Below are 20106 nucleotides of genomic sequence, written 5' to 3' on the forward strand. Positions count from 1 at the left end.
TTCTCATCCATGACAAAGAACAAGACTCAGTTCTATTCCCTGAAAGACTTGGTTACTCCGGCAATCACCGACTACTCTTCGGCTTGGTAATTGCGCCATACCCCAATCAAAATGCCTTGAATTTCTACTTGATTGGCCTTGAGTTCTAAAACTTTTTTGTTGGAGGTCATGGGCTTTAGCAACACATTATCCCCCTCTTGGTAGTAGCGCTTGAGGGTTGTTCCTTCCTCTTCGACACGCACGGCCACCAGTTCTCCATCAGCAATGGTTTCTTCTCCGCTGACGGAACGCAGAATCAGCATATCGCCATCGGCCACGAGGTCATCCTCCAGGCTATCGCCACAAACCTTAAGGGCATAGACATGGTTGAGCTTGAGCAGATGACTGAGATCTAGTTTTTCTACATCCTCGGTGGTGGGCTCTACAATTTCCCCGTTGGTTAATTCCCCTAAAACCGGCAGGCCTTTGGGCTTATGGTGCAGGATCCGAAGCGTACGCGCCTTACCGTCTGTCCAATCAATGTAACCTTTGTTGCGGAGGCGCTCCAGACGACTTTGGATCGGGGCCGGAGACCGCAGATTCATGGCTCGCATCATCTGACGAATAGAGGGGGCATGCTGGGTTTCCTCAATGTACTTTACTAACCAGTCGTAAAGCTCTTGTTGGGCGCGGGTCAGAGATTCCATAGTGAGTCGCTCCTGCTTGTGTTCTTTAGCACTGCTGACCTATTTTAGCGTACTCCCCCTTTTTTCAGAACCCTCGTACTAAAAAATTAAGTTTTGTAACAGGCCCTGAGGTAGCCGGCTCATTTTTCAGGTTTTGAGCGACCGCAGGCAATGAAGCCAATGATGCAAGCGGTCACCGTTGAGACGATAGCTAAGGGGGTGGGCAATCAGGCGAGCCGTACTTTCAAATAGCACCTCAATTTCGATCAGGCCATTTTCCTTAAGCGTCCGGCCGGTAGAGACGAGATCCACGATGGCCTCGGACATGCCGGTGATAGGGCCAAGTTCCACGGAGCCGTAGAGGGGCACGATTTCCACCGGCAGGTCTAGACGACGAAAATGCTCTTGGGCACAGTGGACAAATTTCGAGGCGACTTTGCTGTGGGGAGGCAGGTCGATGGAACGCCGGTAGGGACTCGCTTCGGGCACGGCCACCGACAGGCGACACTGGCCAAACTGGAGGTCGCTAAGGTGGGCCACGCTGGGGCTTTTTTCCAGGAGAACATCGTAACCCACGACCCCGAGTTGGGCCTGTCCGTACTCGACGTAAACTGGTACATCATGGGTTCTCACCAGGAGCGCTTTTGCGGTTCCAGTGGGGTCGATAATCTGGAGTTGACGATTCTGGGGGTCGAGAAAGGCGCTGAAGTCTAGGCCAATGGCCTGGAAGCGTTGGATACTATCGCGGAGCAAGGCCCCCTTGGGTAAAGCAATGGTAAGCATGATAGAACCGTAGGATTAGGAGTCGCTGGCGGGAGGGGCCGGTTGGATATTCCAGTTTTCAATCACCCGTTGCCGGGAGCGGGCAATCACCAGGGCATCGCTGGGGACATCATGGGTCACGACGGAACCCGCCGCCACCGTTACGGAATTGCCCAGGGTGACGGGGGCCACGAAGACGCTATTGGCGCCGGTTTTAGTCCCATTACCAATGTTGGTTTGATGCTTATTGACCCCATCGTAGTTGGCGGTAATGGTGCCAGCACCGACGTTCACCCGTTCCCCTAGACGGGCATCCCCTAAGTAACTGAGGTGAGCCACGTTGGTTTGGGGGCCAATCTGGGATTTTTTAATTTCAACAAAGTTACCGATACGACAGTGGTCACTAATTTCAGCTCCGCCCCGCAGATGACTATAGGGGCCAATGCGGCAATGGGAGGCAATTGTGCTCTGGCTGACGACGGAGTATAAAATACTCGTTCCTTCCCCGACCACGCTATCTTCGAGCAAACTGCCCGGCCCAATCCGACAGCCATTGCCCAGAATGGTTTTACCCCGGAGGTGACTATGGGGTTCAATAACGACATCAGTGCCGATTTGGACGGTATCGTCAATGGTAATACTGTCGGGGTTAATCAGGGTAACGCCCGCCGCCATCCATTGGTCTTTAATGCGGTTTTGCAGAACTTCGTAGGCACTGGCTAATTGTTTACGGTCGTTAATGCCGCTAATTTCTAGGTGGTCTTCGACGTCCATGGCCATCACTGGTTGGAGGAACTGTACCACATCGGTTAAATAATACTCCTGTTGGTCATTGTTAGCCTGGAGTTGAGGAAGGATAGCCGCTAGACGGGGCCAATGAAAACAATAAATACCACCGTTAATGCGATGATTTTTGCGTTGGGCGTCATTACAGTCCCGATCTTCCACGATCTGGGTAACGTGATTATTGCCATCGCAGAACACCCGGCCGTAGCCCTTGGGGTTAGGAAGATGAGCTGTTAAGACGGTAGCGACATTTTGATGTTGCTGATGAGTCTGCATAAGTTGTTGCAGGGTTTCCGGCCGCAGGAGGGGGGCATCGCCATTCAGAACCAGGAGATCACCTTGGTATCCCTGCAGATGGGGTAGAAGTTGTTGAATCGCGTGGCCCGTGCCGAGTTGTTGTCGTTGCTCGACAAATTCCACATCGATTCTGCCTTGAAACTGGGCCCGGACGGCATCGGCCTGGTAGCCGACGATCAATAACTGTCGTTCTGGATTCAGGGAGCGACAACTTTCTAAGACTCGCTCCACCAGGGTCAGCCCGCCGAGTCGATGGAGAACTTTTGGTAAGGTGGACTTCATGCGAGTACCTTTACCCGCCGCCAAGATTGCTACCGCGACCATGCTGTATTTTCGTCAATATCATCGCATCTGAGTATATCGTGTCCCATCCCACTCCCCTGCAACGGATTTGTGAGACCACCCTGCTGTTCTATAAGCCCTACGGGGTTCTTTGTCAGTTCACGAACCCTGGGGATACTCCCGAACCACGTCTCACCCTCAAGGATTTTATTGCCCTACCGGATTTTTATCCTGCCGGTCGTTTAGATTTTGACAGCGAGGGCCTCCTACTCCTCACCAACCATGGCCCTCTCCAGCATCGCCTGGCCCATCGTCAGTTTGCCCATGCCCGTACCTACTGGGTCCAAGTCGAACGGATTCCCGCAGACAGCGACCTAGAACCCCTACGCCAGGGAATACGAATTCAGGACTACCACACCCGACCGGCCCAGGTGCACCGCCTGGAGCCAGAACCGCTACTTCCCCCGCGTCAGCCCCCGGTACGCTATCGTAAAAGTGTTCCCACGAGTTGGCTAGAACTGACCCTAACCGAAGGGCGCAATCGTCAAGTCCGTCGCATGACCGCCGCCATTGGTTTTCCGACGCTTCGCCTGGTGCGGGTAGCGATGACGGTGATGATCCCCCAGCGCAGAAGAACGCCTCAGCCGTTAACCTTAACCCTTGAGGGGCTCCAGCCGGGCCAGTGGCGTTGGCTAACTCCCACTGAGGGCCAATGGTTGCAACGACTAGGCTAGATTGCTCTGGATGGCCCAGCGGGCCAGTTCTGTCCGGTTATGCAGACTGGTTTTGTTGAGCATGTTGGACACATGGCTTTCGATCGTACGCTGACTGACTTTCATTTTCTCGGCAATTTCACGGTTGGCCATGCCCTGGGCTACTAACTGCACCACTTTAAGCTCTGTGGGAGTCAGCTCAACATTACTGGGAACCTGGAGGGGGTGACTATCCTCCGTCGGCCGATGATGGAAACGCAGGAGACGGCTGGCCTGCCGCAGGGAGGATTCAACCTGAGCCACCAGTTCCTCGGGCTCAAAGGGCTTCACCATATAGACATCGGCGCCGGTATTGAGGCCTTTGACTCGGTCTTGACTCTGGCCCTTGGCTGAGAGAAACATAACCGGAATCCAGCTAATCCGGGGGTCTTGGCGCACTTGGTTAATCAGGGCATAGCCATCCATCTCCGGCATCATGATGTCGCAGATGATCATATCCGGCACATAGGTATCGAGAATCGTCAGGGCCTCTTGCCCATTCTCCGCCGTCATGACGTCATAGCCCTGAAATTCGAGGTAATCTTTGACCAACAAAATAAGATTGGGGTCATCGTCCACGAGGAGTAAGCGATAGGTTTCTTTGGTGGCTTTGGCTGGATGCTCTTTCATGGATACCCTGGGCAGTGATTAACCGCAAAACGAGGCTTTCAATCTCTTCAATTGTAGCAGTATAATTGCTCATACTGATTCGATAGGCTGAAAATAAGTAGGGCTTATCACTAACAGCAAACCTTCTGCGTGGACTGGGTTTAGCCCCTTGAGGCTGGGGTAATAAGAGGCCTAGGCAAGCTTTTTTGAATATGAGGGGAAGAAACGGGGAATGGTATGATAAACCATTGAAAATTTGCTAACTTATTGATGCCCCGCGCTCCATGGAAAAACTCCTTGAGGGACTACAACAGTTTCAGATGGGTTACTTTAGCTCCCATCGAGACTTGTTTGAGCAATTATCCCACGGTCAACACCCCCGGATTTTGTTCATTACTTGCTCGGATTCCCGCATTGACCCCAATCTAATTACCCAGGCCCAGGTAGGGGAATTATTTGTGATTCGGAATGCCGGTAATATTATTCCCCCCTACGGAGCGGCCAATGGAGGAGAAGGAGCGGCGATGGAATACGCCCTTGCCGCTCTGGGTATCGAGCAAATTATTGTCTGTGGCCATTCCCACTGCGGTGCGATGAAAGGCCTCCTCAAGCTTAACTCTCTCCAAGAAAAACTCCCCCTCGTCTACGATTGGCTCAAACACGCAGAAGCTACTCGTCGCCTCATGCTGGAAAATTACAGCAACCTAGAGGGAGAGGAACTAATCGAGATGACAGTGGCCGAAAATGTCCTAACTCAACTCGAAAATTTACAGACTTACCCCATCATTCGCTCAAAACTCCACCAAGGAAAGTTGGCCCTGCACGGTTGGATCTATCGCATTGAAACCGGAGAAGTTCTGGCCTATGACGGGGTTCTCCACGATTTCGTCCCTCCCCAGAGTCGGTTATCGACCCCGGAGCCAGAGTATAATCTCCACCCCAGTTGTCCGCTCCTGAGCCATCAGCCCTTCAAGATTGCTAGTCCGGCAACGCCCCTCTCAACCCTAGCTGTACCAGCGAATCGTCCCATGTCCCGGCCGGGGTTCGCCCATTTGTCCCCAGAACAAGCCGAAAGAATCTATCGGGGTTCTGTCTAGGGTTTTTTGCCCAGGGCCTTGACTCCGGTGAGGAGCAGAATTAGGCCAGCACAGCAAATCCCCAGGGCCAGAATTCCCAGCAGACCGTCTAAGGTGGTAGTACTTTCCATCGCTCGATATCGTAGGTGAACGGTAGAGTAGACGCTATTTCTGGCAACTCAGTTGCTGTAGCTTGGCCTTGAGGCTGTCATTTTCCTGTTGGAGTCCTTGGTTACGACGAATCAGTTCCCGACGAAATTGCTCCTGCTGTTGGGCTTGGCGCTGGCGTTCCCGCAAGTCTTGCAAAATGGCCATTACAAAGGTCATGGTTCCCTGGCTATCAAAGATGGGGCTGGCCGTGAGTTCAATGGGAATAATCTGGCCGCCCTGGTGGATCTCCAGATCCGTCACGGTATTCGTTTCTCCCTGAAAGGCCAGGAGGAGAGGATGCTCTGCTAAAGGATAGAGTTGATTGGTGCCAGCTTGATAGGCCTGGTAAATCACGTTTAACTGCTCTAAATTAGCCTGAGGAAGAACGCCTTTACCTAATAGATCGATGGCCTTGAGATTGGCATAGTAGGGGTGGCCTTGGGCATCCAGAATGAAAATTCCTAGAGGACAAGCATCTAAAAAAGCTTTGAACGCCATGAATTGTTAACGAAAGACTCCATTCGTTGTAGCTACTTTCCTATCTTAAGGGCCGTCTCCGGCCTTCTGCATCGACAAAGTTGAGCGTTGAGACGATGGCCCCATCGGCAGTTTATCCTGGCCGCGATGATCGACAGCAGAGACTGATACAATGAACCACGAACCAATCACGCTTGCCGTCCTGATTCTGGCAATCGAAGACCCTACTTTTCTCCCGACCTATGAGTATTTCTGTTGACGGCATCGCCCCCCACGGTGGCCAACTGATTAATCGCATTGCAACCCCAGCGGAGCGAGCAGAATTTTTGGCCCAAGCGGATCATCTGTCCCGTATTCAGCTCGATGAACGGGCCACCTCTGACCTGGTGATGATTGCCATTGGTGGTTTCAGTCCCCTGAAGGGCTTTATGGAACAGGCTGATTATGAGTTGGTCGTGGAGGAAATGCACCTCACCAACGGTCTGCCCTGGACGATTCCCATTACCCTCTCCGTTGCGGAAGCGGTGGCTGAACCCCTCAAGGAAGGCAGTTGGGTGCGGCTCGATAATCCCCAGGGTCAGTTCATCGGGGTCTTAGAACTCACGCAAAAATATTACTACAACCGGGCCCACGAGGCTGTGAATGTATACCGCACCGATGACCAGGCCCATCCCGGCGTTAAGGTGGTTTACGACCAAGGGCCTGTCAATTTAGCCGGGCCGGTTTGGTTACTAGAGCGTGAAGCCCATCCCCAGTTTCCGGCCTATCAGATCGATCCCCTAGTCTCTCGTAAATTATTTGCTGAAAAAGGTTGGCAAACCATTGTCGGCTTCCAGACCCGTAACCCCATTCACCGGGCCCATGAATATATCCAGAAATGCGCTCTAGAAGTGGTGGATGGCCTGTTTCTGCATCCTCTGGTGGGGGCCACTAAAAGCGACGATATTCCGGCGGATGTGCGGATGCGTTGCTACGAAATTATGCTAGAGCATTATTTCCCCCAAGACCGGGTGATTTTAGCCATTAATCCTTCTGCTATGCGCTACGCGGGCCCTCGGGAGGCGATTTTCCATGCCTTGATCCGCAAAAACTACGGCTGTACTCACTTTATCGTGGGCCGTGACCATGCGGGGGTCGGTGACTACTACGGCACCTACGATGCTCAGTATCTGTTTGATGAGTTTAAGCCTGAGGCCCTGGGCATTGTTCCCATGAAATTTGAGCACGCCTTCTATTGTACCCGCACCCAACAGATGGCCACTACTAAAACGAGCCCCAGCAGTAAGGAAGAACGCATTCACCTCTCGGGAACCAAGGTGCGAGAGCTACTCCGCCAAGGTAAAATGCCGCCACCAGAATTTTCTCGGCCTGAAGTGGCCCAGGAATTGATTCGGGCCATGCAAGCCGCGGCCACTGAGGGGTAACAATGGGACAGGGGGGCTTGGGGACTGCGTGCCTGAGCCTCTCTGGCGTGCTGTATCAGAGGGTTTTCCCTATGAGCTTGAATCGACGAACCTTCCTGAAATGCGGCTTTGGCCTGGGGGCCAGTTCCCTGGCCTGGGGAACGCTTCCCTGGCAAGGCTGGGCAGACTCGTTTCAAGCCACCGCCGCGACGGCCCCCCGTAAGTTGGCCCTGCTGGTGGGTATTAATCAGTACGCAAAACCGGCGACAGGCAATAATCTTCTGCCCGACTTGGGGGGCTGTGCCACCGATGTGGCCCTGTACCGGGATCTATTGGTGGAGCGTTACGGTTTTCAGCCAACGGATGTCCTGAGTTTAGTGGATAGTCAGGCCACGTTAGCTGACCTGAAAACTGCCTTTCAAGAGCATTTAATCCAACCGGCCCGGGCCGGAGATTGGATTGTTGTTCACTTCAGTGGTTATGGCACTTGGTTACCACAACCCGCAAGCCTGACAATGCCTGAGCCTGTTCTCCTGACGGCTGAAGCTGGAGAATCAACGACATCGTTAGTGGGCCTGGCCTGGTCTGAGTTATGGAGTCTCGTACAGGGCCTAGCCACCGATAAAGTCACCCTGATTCTGGACAGTAGTTTTAGTCCTCGCTCAACCAGCCTATCCGGCAATTTGCAGAGTCGGAGTGCTCCTTTAGAGGGGATCGTCCCGGCTCCCACCCTCCCGGATCTGAAAAAAAACCTCAAAAATCGCTGGGTGCTCTGGGCGACGCAGGCCGATGGGGAAGCCTTTGAATTACGCGGGAATGGCTTTCAGTGCGGAATGTTTAGCGAGGCTCTGACCCAATACCTCTGGCAAGCGGCTACGCCCCAGCGTCTCCAGGTGGCCCTGGCCCATACAGCAGATAGTCTTGTCCCCCGTCTGGGAAATCAGCAACAACCCCAGGGGAGCGGCAACCCCTCCGGAACCTGGGGCGACACGACCTTAGCAGGGCCTTTTCTGGGGGCAGACGGCTTTGTGCAGGAGAGCCTAGACGAACAGACACTCCTACTCTCGCTTCGGGGGCTAGCTCCCGATCTGCTCAATTGCTCCCGTCTTAATTCCCAGTTCCAAGTCCAGACCGCCGATAGTACCCTGCCCCTAATTGTCAAAATTACAGAACACAATGGTTTCCAGGCAAAGGCCGTGATTCAAGGTTCCCTTGTTGCGATACCCCAGCCCGGCCAAGGGATTCAAGAAAAAGTCCGGGCTGTACCCCGACATCCGAGCCTTACGTTGGCCCTGGGGCATCAATTAGATCGTATTGAGCGGGTCGATGCCACCAGTGCTCTCACCGCCGTTACGACCGTGACCCAGGTCGTCAACGCTGGAGAGCAAATGGCGGATTGTGTCTTGGAAAAATCCAGCGATGACGGTTATATCCTGCTCACGGAGGGGGGGCAGACGTTGGGGAAACTCAAGGCCAAGGAAAGCGAAGCCATTAAATCGGCGATTGGTCGTCTGAACCCTGTTTTTGAACGATTACTGGCCCTGAAATGGTTGCGGCTACTAATCAATGACGGCGCGACGACCCTCGGTCTGCGGGCGAGTCTAGGAAGCCTGGAGGGCCAGCGTCTCCGTTGGTGGCAACAACGTGAAACCGTCCACTCCCAAAGAACCGCCCCACTGGTTACCACCTTTTTGCCCCAAATTGCCCGGGACATTCCCCTCCAATTACAGCTCGACAACCTTAGTAACCTGGACTTGTACTATCAAATTCTGGGATTAGGGAGCCAGGGCCAGATGATCGCTTGGTACGAAACCCCGACTCCCCTGATGGCCTATCAAAATCAGATAGCGCCGAAGCTCCACCGCTTGCCTAGTGGTAAAACTTCCGGTCTAAACCAATGGTTTGTGGTGGCGGCCCCAGCCTCCTTCGGAGTAGTTCAGAGCCTCTTCGCCAACTGGGCTCCCACGCCAGGTCAGTTCGTTGACATTCCTCAGCCCCTGACGTTGATTCGTGCCCTGCTAGAGGCTCTGCAAGCGCCGGCCCTCGCCTCAGACGGAGAGAATTATTATCTGGCCCTCACCGATTGGGTAACGTTGCCCTTGTTGTACCAAATAGCCGGCGAAGGTTAGGAGGATGGTAAGGGACGGAATCCTTGTTAGGATGAAGAGCACCCCTGATAATAATCTTTGCCCCTGCTTTTTGAACAGACTCTCTGGCTGTGTTTTCTATGACCTCCCTGCCCTCGAATACCCAACATCGTCTCCAAAAGTTGCCTCAAATTCCCAGTGTGTGGGAAGGAGATCGTCGCACCCTACAGGGAGGGGAGTACAGTATTGATGGTGATAGTCCGGCAGCAGGGGATTGCATTCTTTGGGTCGATGGTAGCGAAGGGATGGTCAGGGCCATGGACATCGTAGCTAGTGACATTGGCCCCGAAGCCATTGTCCGTACGCTGATCCGAGCCATGGAAACCCCTCGTCGTCCAGCGGTTCCTGCCCGTCCTCAAAAAATTGTAGTACGGAATCGAGAAATCCAGTTTTTTCTGCGGGGGGCCCTGCAAAGCCTGGGGATTGCTATTGACTACGTTCCAGAACTCCCCCTGATTGACGAACTTTTTCGCAGTTTTGAGGCCCCCGAAGATAATCGCCCCGACCCCCTACCCAAGGCCTACAGCAAGCCCCTCAAACAATTAGCAGATCAGCTCTGGAAAGTTGCCCCTTGGCAGTATCTCACCGACCATGAAATCATTACGATCCATTGGGATGCGGCCGAAGCTTCTCGAGAAATTTATGGCTGTGTGTTGGGAATGCTTGGTCAAGAGTACGGCATTATTCTCTATCGTTCCTTAGATTCCCTGAAGCAGTTTCGGGTTATGGCCGCTTCGGTAAAAGATCCGGAACAAATGGAACAAGCCTTTTTAAGTCAAGACTGCTGGTTTCTGAACTACGAAGCCCACAATTTTGACCCCGAAGACACCTTCGATATCGGAGAACTCTCCGTTGATGAAGTTGTACCACTGTTCGGTAGTGTTCATCCGTTAGAGGGCGTCCGTCCCTTCCTAGACGAAGAAGAAGCGGAGGTTGTGTACTATGCCCTAGAGGGGATTCGACAATTTGTCCGTCAACATCACAAGCATCTCAGCCAGGACCCCATCGAAGCCTTGGAGCAGAAGCTCGCCATTGCTCCCCCTTCAACGACATCGACGGCAGGGCCAACGGTTCAGCTCAGCCTGGCCATTCAACCGCCCCTGATCGAAGAATTACTGGCCATTGAGGATGAGGCCGATGAGACCGCCCAGAGTCCCCTCCGCAATGACCTGGTTCCGGCCAATGCCTGTCTCAGCCTGGGGATGATTCCCTGGCCCGTACGGGAGGCCCTACACGACAATCCCCGGGCCTATTGCCAAAAACAGACGGTGGAAACCCAAGGAGATGGCTTTCCAGTTTTAATTATTCAGACCTCCCGGCCCAAGGCCCAGGAAATGATTAACCGCTTGCAGGAAGAGGGGGGGATTATCGGCCTGGGGTTTAATCTGGGAGAAGATTCCTGGACGGCAACCTCCTACGACTTGGGCATCCTCCAGACTGGCGCCAAGAACCTATACTTATTCGGTGAATTTTTGCAAGATAGCCCGACCCATCACAAGGCTCGACAAAAATGGAATCAACGCTGTCAATCCACCAAAGGCTATTGCGGCCTGCTGATTGCGATGGGAGTCAGTGGTCGTTCTCGAGGGAATCCCCAACTTAAGGATATGCTGGGCTTCTTTGAGGCACGCTTCCTTTCTGCGGAAGAACTAGGGATTGGCCCGCTACAGTTAATGCCCCATTTTGATATGGAATGGTAGCCCTCGAATCAATGGCCTCGGCCGTCCCCAGACCTGATACATTGAGTTAGATGATATCAGCAACAGAAGTTTATCGAGTTTAGTATGCGAGTTCTGGTTATTGGTGGTGATGGCTACTGCGGTTGGGCTACGGCACTCCATCTGTCCAACAAGGGATACGAAGTCGGGATTCTAGATAGTTTAGTGCGTCGTTTTTGGGATGCCCAGTTAGGCGCAGAGACCCTAACGCCGATTGCAACCATTCATCAGCGAATTCAGCGATGGTACGAGCTAACGGGCAAAAAAATTGATTTATTTATCGGTGATATCAACGACTATAGTTTTTTAACCCAATCCCTACGACGCTTTGAACCCAGTGCCATTGTTCATTTTGGGGAACAACGTTCGGCACCGTTCTCGATGATTGACCGGGAACATGCCGTACTGACCCAAGCCAATAATGTTATTGGCAACCTCAATCTCCTCTACGCAATGAAAGAGGATTTCCCCAATGCCCACTTGGTTAAGTTGGGAACCATGGGAGAATACGGCACGCCCAATATTGATATCGAAGAAGGCTACATTACCATTGAACATAATGGTCGTAAAGATACCCTTCCCTACCCGAAACAGCCCGGTAGTTTCTATCACCTGAGTAAGGTTCACGATAGCCATAATATTCATTTTGCCTGCAAAATTTGGGGTCTGCGGGCGACGGATCTAAACCAGGGTATTGTCTACGGCGTGTTGACGGAAGAAACAGGCATGGATGAAATGCTGATCAACCGCTTGGATTACGACGGGGTCTTTGGAACGGCTTTAAATCGTTTTTGTATCCAGGCCGCCATTGGCCATCCCCTGACGGTCTACGGCAAAGGGGGCCAAACCCGAGGCTTGTTGGATATTCGGGACACGGTGCGTTGTATTGAACTGGCTATCGCCAATCCCGCAGAGCCAGGCCAATTCCGGGTCTTTAACCAGTTCACAGAACTCTTTAGTATTGCCGATTTGGCCAACATGGTACAAAAAGCGGGCGCAGCCATGGGCCTCAAAGTGGACGTTAACCACCTAGAAAACCCTCGGGTAGAGCTAGAAGAGCACTACTTTAACGCTAAAAATACGAAGCTTCTGGATTTGGGTCTCAAACCCCACTATCTCTCTGACTCCCTCCTGGATTCCTTGCTGAACTTTGCCACCCGCTACAAAGACCGTATTGACCAGAAACATATTCTACCCACGGTTTCCTGGCGACGCTAATTGCGGATTCCTCCCTCTAGGTTGCTAGGGGGTAATAGACTTTGCCCCTTGCTTCCTATGAGAATTGCGCTTTTTACCGAAACCTTTTTGCCTAAAATTGACGGTATTGTCACTCGTCTCAAGCATACCGTCGAGCACCTCCAGCGACAGGGCCACCAGGTGCTGGTCTTCTGTCCAGAGGGAGGCTTAAGGGAATACAAAGGGGCCAGGATCCATGGGGTTAAGGGCATGCCGCTCCCTCTCTATCCTGAGCTTAAACTAGCTTTTCCGGGGCCACCACTCAAGCAAGCCCTGCAACGATTCCGTCCTGACGTGATCCATGTCGTCAATCCGGCAGTGTTGGGGGTCGGCGGCATTTACTATGCCAAAACCCTCCAGATTCCCTTGGTGGCCTCCTACCATACCCACCTACCCCAATACCTCCAGCATTATGGCCTAGGGGCCTTAGAGGGTCTCCTCTGGGAACTCCTCAAGTTGGGTCATAATCAGGCTATGCTCAATCTTTGTACTTCGTCGGCCATGGTACAGGAACTGCAAAGCCACGGCATTGAGCGGGTTGACCTCTGGCAACGGGGCGTTGATACGGAGCTTTTCCAACCTCATCTAGCCTCCCGAAGCATGCGCGAGAAGCTTTCCCAGGGCCATCCCGAAGCCCCCCTATTACTCTACGTGGGAAGAGTCTCCGCTGAAAAACAAATTGATGAAATTAAACCGGTTTTGGCTGCGATTCCCCAGGCCCGTCTGGCCATCGTCGGAGATGGCCCCCAGCGGGAGGCCCTGGAAGCCCATTTTGCTGGAACACCGACTTATTTTGCGGGTTATATGCAGGGCTTAGAATTAGCCTCTGCCTTTGCCTCCGCCGATGCCTTTATTTTTCCCTCTCGTACTGAAACCCTGGGGTTAGTATTGTTAGAAGCCATGGCAGCGGGTTGTCCGGTGGTGGCGGCGGCCTCTGGAGGTATTACCGACATTGTTAGTGATGGGATTAATGGTTATCTTTTCAATCCCCAAGACCCTCAGGGGGTTGTGGCGGCAACCCAACGACTACTCGCCTCGCCAGAGGAGCGGGAAACCCTACGGCGCAATGCCCGTCTTGAAGCAGAACGCTGGGGTTGGGCCGCCGCTACTCAACAACTTCAAACCTATTACGAACAGATCCTCGGACGTTCTTCCCTGCCCCAGGTGGCCTAGTCTGCCCTCCCCCTTGGAGAAACTGGGGACGGATGGTAGGCTATTAATGTTGACAAAATGCAACCTAGCAGGTACGTTATGCCGCTTTTGGTTTTAATGGCCGACGATGATCCCAGTACCTGCTCCCTGGTAAAGGATTTTTTAGAAATGCAGGGGTACGCTGTGATCACCGCCAATAATGGCCAAGAGGCCATGGCCCTGCTCAGCACTTATCATCCCCATCTGCTAATCTCCGATGTGAAAATGCCCAAGCAAGACGGCTATCATTTACTCTGGGAATTGCGTCAACGGCCGGAATTTCGGCTCTTGCCGGTTATTTTATTAACGGAGTGTGACCAGCCAGAACAACGAATTCAGGGCTATCAGATGGGCTGTGATGCCTACTTACCGAAGCCTTTTAACTTACTGGAATTATTGGCCATTGCCCGTAATCTTCTAGAACGGAGCCAAGTGATTCAAAATGAATTGCGCTTCCAGCGAGAAGAGCGGCCGCTTAGTCCCCAGGCAGGAGACGCTGACATCCCCGAACAAATCCGTGAAGCCATGGATCAATCGATGTTGGCCCATTTGGAATCGCTCAATCTAACCCAGCGGGAGCTAGAGGTTCTCGATGTCCTGATTCAGGGGTTTTCCAATGTGGCCATTGGCCAACATCTGCACCTGAGTCCTCGCACTGTTGAGAAATATGTGAGTAATCTTCTGCGGAAGACCCGTACTAATAACCGAGCTGAATTAGTCGGCTTTGCCCTCAAGTACCATCGCAAGGACGGATGACAAGACGCCTCCATGTTGCTCGAGCTAGGTATTTTTTTTGAATAAATTTCGTTCTGGGAAAAGCGTTACCAGCAGTTGATTGATATAGACTTGACCCACTACCGGGGGCTTTTCTGGCGAACGCTCTGGTTTAAGTTCCTCCCGTTCGGCCAGGGGAGCTTCTTCGGTTGCTGGGGGACTCAGCTCAACGATGACGTCTTCCGAAGCTAAGGATTCTGGGGTAGCTTCAGGAGGAGAAACAGGATGCTCTGCTTCACTATCCCAGGGAGAAGGGATTGACACGGTTTCTTCCAGTAATGGCGGGATTTCCTGTTGGGGGCGAGACGGGTCTCCCAACAGAGATTTGGGGGGGATTAAGGCCCTTTCTGCCACTGCTGTATTCCAAAGCGTTACCTCTGCCCCCAGGCAAGCATCTTGCCCCACCTCAACTTGGCCCATAACCAGACACCGAGGCCCGATGATGGCCCCCGGCGCAAGAATAATAGGGCCGCCCCAGGCATGGATAATTGAACCTCGACCAATACAAACACCGGCTCCAATCACAACTTGGTAGCCGGGATCTGCTTGCAAAATCGTGCCGGGAGCAATGACTGCCGTTTCATGGATGGTGATTTGGCCCCTCACCAAATACGCCGATTGACTAACCAAATGAGCGGAGGGTCGTGACATGGTGATGGCCAAACTCCCAAAGAATCTTGCTAGGGACGTTGAATAATGGTCTCAAGCACACGCCGCTTGGCCTTGGTATCAATCCCTAACAAGCGGACATATTCGCCACTATGATCGGCCAGACAATTTTCGAGGGAGCGTAAAACCTCTGCTTCCCGAGTACTGGTAATCGGTGCGCAACTCTGCCACGATTTTGCCCGGAAACGACGCGGGTCGGTATGCTCTGTACCAATTTGGTATCCCTGGGCCAGGAGAGAGCGGACTTGGTTCACAACGTCTGCACTTAGGCTTTGGCTGATGCTAGAGCTATAGCTGTTACCGTAGCTAGGGCTAGGGGCCACTGGAGTCGTACTTAGGGGGGCGCGGGTCGTTGGGGCCTTGCCATTTCCATTGCCATCCTCCGGGCGTTGGATAATCACTTCTGCCACACGACGTTTGGCCTTGCGGTCAATACCAATCAAACGAACGTATTGGCCGGGATGGTCCGCCACACAGGCCATTACTGCCGCTAACACATCCGCTTCGCGGCTACTAGTAATGGCGGCACAGCTATCCCAGGATTTGGCCCGGAACCGTCGTTTATCGGTATGCTCCACAGCAATGCCGTAGCCCTGGCCCAGTAGACTGCGGACTTGGGCCGTCACATCCGCCGTCAGGCCGGTTGTCCCGAGACCGGAAGCGCCGGAGTAAGCACTACCATTGCCATTACTAGAGCCCTTACTGCTATCTTCTCCCGGCCGCTGAATTACCACTTCTGCCAGACGGCGCTTCGCAACGGGGTCAATGCCAATTATACGAACGTACTCTCCGGCATGATCGGCCAAGAAGGCTTCGATACGTTGGATCGCTTCTCCTTCCCGGGGCGTGTCAATAATATCACCCGTCAACCAGGAACTGGTTTTAAAACGGCGGGCATTGGCGTGTTCCAGACCAATTTTGCAACCTTGATGAAGCAAAGAACGCACTTGGCTGGCGATATCCGCCTTGAGGCCAACCAAGGAATTATTCGACCCCTGATTACCACCGTTGTAGTGACGTGTCGCACTCGTCCCCCGGGCCGGGATTCCAGGAGCATCGCCTGGGCGCTGGATAATTACTTCAACCGCCCGACGTTTAGCCTGGGTATCAATGCCAATCAAACGGACATACTCCCCAGCGTGGTCCTGGAGCCAGCCCTCTACTGTCGCAATAATTTGTTCATCTCGATAGCCTTCGGCAATGCCACAACTAATCCAAGATTTGGTTTTAAAGCGGCGCTCGTTAGCGTGTTCACCACTAATGGCATAGTTTTGGGCTAACAAGGCTCGGATTTGGTTTCTAACGTCTGCATTAACACCCATCGTTTTTCCTGAATTTATATAGTGAGTTTCGTTTACAACACCCGGATTTTCCAAGGAATCCCCTGGAGAAGAGGGGGTCTGAGGGCCCGTGACCACAGTCCCCGGATCTAAATCCAGCCCTAGATTTTTGATCTGTTGAACCAGTAGGCGGTCACTCTTTTGGATATCCGGCAAATTCTCCGCTTGCTGTTGGTTGGTAATCACAGCGCCAGAGGGGACAAACTTGCCTGGGGGAATAGCTACGTCCTGAATTAAGGCGTGCATCATGACAATACAATCCGCGCCAACCCGAGCATTAAAGACCGTCGAGCGGAAACCAATAAAGGCCCGGTCGCCAATATAAACGGGCCCATGGATCAATGCCAGGTGAGCAATACAGGCCCCAGAACCAATCCAAACCGAGTACTCAGCCTGGTCATCCCCCAAAATCTGGCCCTGGTCTAGACCATGAATCACAACCCCTTCTTGGATCAGGGTGTCCTCTCCGATCCGAAAAGGCGTTCCTTCGTCCGCTCGAATGGATGTTCCGGGAGCAATGGTTACCCTTGCTTCGACTCGCACATCCCCAACCAGGTTAGAAAAGGAATGGATATAAGCCGTTTGATCGATCTGGGGCTCCGCCAGGTTTTTGGCCCAGGGGCTAGTAGGAGCAACTGTAGTACGGACTGCCATGGAAATTAAACCCCCCTACGTATGGTCAGACAGTGTCTCAAAAAAGAGAGTGGCAGGATTAGGTTGAAGTACGATACTCATCTTTTTTGCTGTACAAGGAACGATTCTCCACGGTCACGGTGTCGATAATACCAATCACCATGGCATCTAGGGGTCGCTCTTCATTTCCACTATCCTTCCGAGCGGCACTCCCCCGCGTGACGAGTACCCATTCATTAACGCCAGCACCGACAATATCCGCCGCCACTTCGTACTGGTCAAGGGCTTGACCTTGAGCGTTAATGTATTGGACTACTAGGAGCTTAACTCCCGTTAAACTACGGGTTTTATGAGTGCTTACCACCGTGCCAAGTACTTTGGCAATTTGCATAATTTAGAGTAATTGCCTACTAGATCCGCCGGAGGGGACGCGGGTTAACAATATCCCGAAATTGTTCGACCGCTTCGGTGTAGCGAATGGGCAAGACGTATTCCAAGTTTTCGTGGGGACGGGCAATGATATGGTTCGAGAGGACTTCTCCACCGTTGACCCGCAGAGCATTTTGAATCCCGGCCGATACAGAGGCCTGGACTTCTGAAACATCGCCGCGAACAATGACCGTCACGCGCCCACTACCAATTTTTTCGTAGCCGACCAGGGTAACACGGGCTGCTTTAACCATCGCATCCGCTGCTTCGACGACTGCTGGAAACCCTAAGGTTTCTACCATTCCAACTGCAATTGACATGATCTTAGGTGCTCCTAGAGACTTTTCATAAATACAGACGTTAGTGACCAAAGGCGAATTTCGTTGCCTTGGCTACCGACTATCCCAAGGGAATTTGACTAGAATTTTTAGTAGGTACGGAATTGTTCTACGTCTTCGGTATAACGAATCGGAAGAACGTATTCCAGGTTTTCGTGGGGACGTGCAATGATGTGGGTCGATAATACTTCTCCCCCATTAACCCGATTAGCCGCTTCAATGCCTGCGGAAATAGAGGCCTGGACTTCAGACACGTCGCCTCGGACAATGACAGTCACGCGACCACTGCCGATTTTTTCATAACCGACTAACGTTACTCGAGCCGCTTTGACCATCGAATCAGCGGCTTCAACAACAGCCGGGAAGCCTTTGGTCTCTATCATTCCTACTGCAATTGACATGGTTAAATTCCTCGCTTATCTTAAGCCAGATTAAACAGAATAAAAGACGTTTTCGAGCAAGAGCTTGGGGTAAATTTTTGCCTTGAGATTTTTGGCAGAGAATTTCGTCAGGGCCAGGCCCAGCGACAGCACAAAATCTCGTTCTAATTTTCCTAAAAACGGTTTAAGCCAGAAAAATTAGACGGAAGCGGCGAAACTATTGACTCTATCAAAAGCATAGGAAACCTTGGCCCCTTTGACAATATAAAAGAACATGATATTTTTTAATTTCAGGGTTAACCAAAGTTAATCTAGGCCATAACCAGCCCGGATAGGCGCCGATGGGGCCATCTCGGTTCGCCGCTGGTGATGAAGTCAGAAAGCACTAGGAACGATGCTGACGATACCAGTCAATGGTGTGTTGTAGGCCCTGACGTAGACTGACCTGGGCGGTAAAGCCAAAAGCGGCCTTGGCTTTCTGGGTATCGAGGCAACGGCGGGGTTGGCCATTGGGTTTATCGGTTTGCCAAAGGATGTCTCCCTGAAAATCCATCAATTCACAGATCAAGGACACCAAGTCCCGGATCGAAATTTCAAAATTGGTACCTAAATTGATGGGATCCGGCTGGTCGTAGGCCTGGGTAGCCAGCACAATGCCTCGGGCCGCATCCGTCGCGTAGAGAAACTCGCGGGTGGGGCTGCCATCCCCCCAGACCGCCAGGAAAGGCTCATTATTTTGCTGGGCCTGATCCACCTTACGGATCAGGGCAGGAATAACATGGGAGCTCTGGGGGGCAAAATTATCGCCGGGGCCATAGAGGTTGACCGGCAGGAGATAAATGCCATCGAAGCCGTACTGTTGTCGATAGGACTGGAGTTGGACGAGCAGGGCCTTCTTGGCAATGCCGTAGGGTGCATTAGTTTCTTCTGGGTAGCCCTGCCAGAGGTCTTCTTCTTTGAAAGGAACCGGCGTGAATTTGGGATAGGCACAGATAGTACCAATGCAAACAAACTTTTCTACTTTAGCGCGGTAGGCCGCCTCAATCAGTTGGGCTCCCATCATCAGGTTGTCATAGAAAAGCTCCGCTGGCTTAGCTTGGTTGAGACCAATTCCCCCCACATGGGCAGCTAGATGAATGACAATCTGCTGACCCGCAACGGCCTGTTGACAATGATGCCATTGGCGGAGATCGCACTCACGGGAGCGAGGAATGGTAATGTTTTCGGCCTGGGCACCGGCTTGGATGAGTTGCTCGACGACCTGTCTTCCTAGAAAACCAGCTCCACCAGTCACTAAAATACGCTTGTTTGCTAAATCCATCATGGCAGTACGGGTTTAGTCCCAGGAGTAAGCCTTTATAGGAAGTAGTGTACCATGGCTAGCCCGGAAGGCGACTATTCGGAAAATTTCCACTTTTTTCACCTTTTTTCTACTTTTTGCGATTTGGCAAATCCCTATTTGTTGCTCCCATTGCCGTTAATTTCCCTTTAGCTAGGGACTGACATCCCCTGGGACGTCACCTATTCTAGAGGAGACGTTAAGCACAGAACGATTTTGTTTCGTTAAGCAAGATTGAACTGTATTAAGCGTCATAATTCACAAGAGAATGGAGTCATTTGTTAACCATGAAAAAGCTACTTTTAGGTTGTTTGGCCCTGACCACCCTCACGACTTTAGCGCTACCGGCCCATGCCGGCGATGAGGCTAATGTCCAGGATGCAACCCAGGTGATCACCCAGGATGGGGATGGCAATACCTCCTTTCAACGGAGTACCCAAAAGATTCAATCTCAACACCGAGGTATGACGAGCACCGATAATCTGGGGAATGCCCAAAGCATTTACCAAGATGCGCTACAACAAGGCTCTAATAACTACGGCCAACAGGAAAATAATCAACAGATTAAGGTGCGCCGCAACCTTCGCAATGGCAGTACTGAAATGATGATTCGCCAGGGCAACTAGACAATCAATCCAACATACCGGCCGCCA

General features: G+C 52.4%; 20 protein-coding genes. 9 read left to right on the forward strand and 11 right to left on the reverse strand.

Features of this window, described 5'->3' with window-relative positions:
- Positions 1-71: 71 nt before the first annotated feature.
- From lexA to glmU, 3 genes are all read right to left on the reverse strand, one after another.
- On the reverse strand, positions 72-686 hold the full coding sequence (lexA, locus tag ABXS88_RS11625; protein ID WP_353672210.1) for a transcriptional repressor LexA: 615 nt from the start codon (positions 684-686) through the stop codon (positions 72-74).
- 126 nt (positions 687-812) lie between these two features.
- Positions 813-1448, reverse strand: coding sequence for an ATP phosphoribosyltransferase (hisG, locus tag ABXS88_RS11630; RefSeq protein ID WP_353672211.1), 636 nt, complete (start codon positions 1446-1448; stop codon positions 813-815).
- Between the two features lie 15 nt (positions 1449-1463).
- Positions 1464-2834, reverse strand: coding sequence for a bifunctional UDP-N-acetylglucosamine diphosphorylase/glucosamine-1-phosphate N-acetyltransferase GlmU (glmU, locus tag ABXS88_RS11635; RefSeq protein ID WP_353672212.1), 1371 nt, complete (start codon positions 2832-2834; stop codon positions 1464-1466).
- Positions 2835-2899: 65 nt separating this feature from the next.
- On the opposite strand from glmU, the gene ABXS88_RS11640 reads away from it, so the two are divergent.
- Positions 2900-3526: a pseudouridine synthase gene (locus ABXS88_RS11640; RefSeq protein WP_353674815.1), complete on the forward strand. Its 627-nt coding sequence runs from the start codon at positions 2900-2902 to the stop codon at positions 3524-3526.
- Here the strand turns inward: ABXS88_RS11640 and ABXS88_RS11645 are convergent.
- On the reverse strand, positions 3518-4174 hold the full coding sequence (locus ABXS88_RS11645) for a response regulator transcription factor (protein WP_353672213.1): 657 nt from the start codon (positions 4172-4174) through the stop codon (positions 3518-3520). The two genes, ABXS88_RS11640 and ABXS88_RS11645, sit on opposite strands and share 9 nt — an antisense overlap.
- Positions 4175-4437: 263 nt before the next feature.
- Between ABXS88_RS11645 and ABXS88_RS11650 the strand changes: the two genes are divergently transcribed.
- Positions 4438-5250, forward strand: coding sequence for a carbonic anhydrase (locus ABXS88_RS11650; protein ID WP_353672214.1), 813 nt, complete (start codon positions 4438-4440; stop codon positions 5248-5250).
- Positions 5251-5394: 144 nt separating this feature from the next.
- On the opposite strand, the gene ABXS88_RS11655 is transcribed toward ABXS88_RS11650, so the two are convergent.
- A complete protein-coding gene (locus ABXS88_RS11655) occupies positions 5395-5877 on the reverse strand; it encodes a PAS domain S-box protein (protein WP_353672215.1) in 483 nt (160 codons plus the stop codon).
- Between the two features lie 221 nt (positions 5878-6098).
- Here ABXS88_RS11655 and sat point away from each other — a divergent pair, with 221 nt between their 5' ends.
- The 6 genes from sat to ABXS88_RS11685 all read left to right on the forward strand — a co-directional run bounded on the left by sat (position 6099) and on the right by ABXS88_RS11685 (position 14307).
- Positions 6099-7280 (forward strand): sulfate adenylyltransferase, encoded by a 1182-nt coding sequence (sat, locus tag ABXS88_RS11660; protein ID WP_353672216.1) that lies wholly within the window; start codon positions 6099-6101, stop codon positions 7278-7280.
- A gap of 71 nt (positions 7281-7351) precedes the next feature.
- Positions 7352-9388, forward strand: a complete 2037-nt coding sequence (locus tag ABXS88_RS11665) for a caspase family protein (RefSeq protein WP_353672217.1) — start codon at positions 7352-7354, stop codon at positions 9386-9388.
- A 98-nt stretch (positions 9389-9486) separates the two neighbouring features.
- Positions 9487-11106 carry a hypothetical protein gene (locus ABXS88_RS11670; protein WP_353672218.1) on the forward strand — a complete coding sequence of 540 codons (1620 nt, stop codon included), beginning with the start codon at positions 9487-9489 and terminating at the stop codon, positions 11104-11106.
- 84 nt (positions 11107-11190) lie between these two features.
- Entirely contained in the window at positions 11191-12342 is a 1152-nt protein-coding gene (locus ABXS88_RS11675; protein WP_353672219.1) for an NAD-dependent epimerase/dehydratase family protein, read from the forward strand.
- A 57-nt stretch (positions 12343-12399) separates the two neighbouring features.
- Complete coding sequence (locus ABXS88_RS11680) at positions 12400-13533, forward strand: glycosyltransferase family 1 protein (protein WP_353672220.1); 1134 nt, start codon at positions 12400-12402, stop codon at positions 13531-13533.
- Positions 13534-13611: 78 nt separating this feature from the next.
- Entirely contained in the window at positions 13612-14307 is a 696-nt protein-coding gene (locus tag ABXS88_RS11685) for a response regulator transcription factor (protein WP_353672221.1), read from the forward strand.
- Between the two features lie 24 nt (positions 14308-14331).
- On the opposite strand, the gene ABXS88_RS11690 is transcribed toward ABXS88_RS11685, so the two are convergent.
- From ABXS88_RS11690 to ABXS88_RS11715, 6 genes are all read right to left on the reverse strand, one after another.
- On the reverse strand, positions 14332-14976 hold the full coding sequence (locus ABXS88_RS11690) for a hypothetical protein (RefSeq protein WP_353672222.1): 645 nt from the start codon (positions 14974-14976) through the stop codon (positions 14332-14334).
- Between the two features lie 29 nt (positions 14977-15005).
- The gene (locus ABXS88_RS11695; protein ID WP_353672223.1) at positions 15006-16988 is read right to left on the reverse strand and encodes a ribulose bisphosphate carboxylase small subunit; all 1983 of its coding nucleotides are present in this window, start codon (positions 16986-16988) and stop codon (positions 15006-15008) included.
- A 58-nt stretch (positions 16989-17046) separates the two neighbouring features.
- A complete protein-coding gene (locus ABXS88_RS11700) occupies positions 17047-17358 on the reverse strand; it encodes a EutN/CcmL family microcompartment protein (RefSeq protein ID WP_353672224.1) in 312 nt (103 codons plus the stop codon).
- Positions 17359-17377: 19 nt separating this feature from the next.
- Positions 17378-17716 carry a BMC domain-containing protein gene (locus ABXS88_RS11705; protein ID WP_353672225.1) on the reverse strand — a complete coding sequence of 113 codons (339 nt, stop codon included), beginning with the start codon at positions 17714-17716 and terminating at the stop codon, positions 17378-17380.
- 107 nt (positions 17717-17823) lie between these two features.
- On the reverse strand, positions 17824-18135 hold the full coding sequence (locus tag ABXS88_RS11710) for a BMC domain-containing protein (RefSeq protein WP_353672226.1): 312 nt from the start codon (positions 18133-18135) through the stop codon (positions 17824-17826).
- A 364-nt stretch (positions 18136-18499) separates the two neighbouring features.
- Positions 18500-19438 carry a GDP-L-fucose synthase gene (locus ABXS88_RS11715; RefSeq protein ID WP_353672227.1) on the reverse strand — a complete coding sequence of 313 codons (939 nt, stop codon included), beginning with the start codon at positions 19436-19438 and terminating at the stop codon, positions 18500-18502.
- Positions 19439-19740: 302 nt separating this feature from the next.
- Between ABXS88_RS11715 and ABXS88_RS11720 the strand changes: the two genes are divergently transcribed.
- On the forward strand, positions 19741-20079 hold the full coding sequence (locus ABXS88_RS11720; protein ID WP_353672228.1) for a hypothetical protein: 339 nt from the start codon (positions 19741-19743) through the stop codon (positions 20077-20079).
- Positions 20080-20106: the final 27 nt, after the last annotated feature.

The organism is Synechocystis sp. LKSZ1 (assembly GCF_040436315.1).
Taxonomy (GTDB): Bacteria; Cyanobacteriota; Cyanobacteriia; order Cyanobacteriales; family Microcystaceae; genus Synechocystis.

Coding starts and splice junctions, on each gene's coding strand:
- lexA (WP_353672210.1), bottom strand. CDS start 686: ATGGAATCTCTGACCCGCGCCCAACAAGAGCTTTACGACTGGTTAGTA.
- hisG (WP_353672211.1), bottom strand. CDS start 1,448: ATGCTTACCATTGCTTTACCCAAGGGGGCCTTGCTCCGCGATAGTATC.
- glmU (WP_353672212.1), bottom strand. CDS start 2,834: ATGGTCGCGGTAGCAATCTTGGCGGCGGGTAAAGGTACTCGCATGAAG.
- ABXS88_RS11645 (WP_353672213.1), bottom strand. CDS start 4,174: ATGAAAGAGCATCCAGCCAAAGCCACCAAAGAAACCTATCGCTTACTC.
- ABXS88_RS11650 (WP_353672214.1), top strand. CDS start 4,438: ATGGAAAAACTCCTTGAGGGACTACAACAGTTTCAGATGGGTTACTTT.
- ABXS88_RS11655 (WP_353672215.1), bottom strand. CDS start 5,877: ATGGCGTTCAAAGCTTTTTTAGATGCTTGTCCTCTAGGAATTTTCATT.
- sat (WP_353672216.1), top strand. CDS start 6,099: ATGAGTATTTCTGTTGACGGCATCGCCCCCCACGGTGGCCAACTGATT.
- ABXS88_RS11665 (WP_353672217.1), top strand. CDS start 7,352: ATGAGCTTGAATCGACGAACCTTCCTGAAATGCGGCTTTGGCCTGGGG.
- ABXS88_RS11670 (WP_353672218.1), top strand. CDS start 9,487: ATGACCTCCCTGCCCTCGAATACCCAACATCGTCTCCAAAAGTTGCCT.
- ABXS88_RS11675 (WP_353672219.1), top strand. CDS start 11,191: ATGCGAGTTCTGGTTATTGGTGGTGATGGCTACTGCGGTTGGGCTACG.
- ABXS88_RS11680 (WP_353672220.1), top strand. CDS start 12,400: ATGAGAATTGCGCTTTTTACCGAAACCTTTTTGCCTAAAATTGACGGT.
- ABXS88_RS11685 (WP_353672221.1), top strand. CDS start 13,612: ATGCCGCTTTTGGTTTTAATGGCCGACGATGATCCCAGTACCTGCTCC.
- ABXS88_RS11690 (WP_353672222.1), bottom strand. CDS start 14,976: ATGTCACGACCCTCCGCTCATTTGGTTAGTCAATCGGCGTATTTGGTG.
- ABXS88_RS11695 (WP_353672223.1), bottom strand. CDS start 16,988: ATGGCAGTCCGTACTACAGTTGCTCCTACTAGCCCCTGGGCCAAAAAC.
- ABXS88_RS11700 (WP_353672224.1), bottom strand. CDS start 17,358: ATGCAAATTGCCAAAGTACTTGGCACGGTGGTAAGCACTCATAAAACC.
- ABXS88_RS11705 (WP_353672225.1), bottom strand. CDS start 17,716: ATGTCAATTGCAGTTGGAATGGTAGAAACCTTAGGGTTTCCAGCAGTC.
- ABXS88_RS11710 (WP_353672226.1), bottom strand. CDS start 18,135: ATGTCAATTGCAGTAGGAATGATAGAGACCAAAGGCTTCCCGGCTGTT.
- ABXS88_RS11715 (WP_353672227.1), bottom strand. CDS start 19,438: ATGATGGATTTAGCAAACAAGCGTATTTTAGTGACTGGTGGAGCTGGT.
- ABXS88_RS11720 (WP_353672228.1), top strand. CDS start 19,741: ATGAAAAAGCTACTTTTAGGTTGTTTGGCCCTGACCACCCTCACGACT.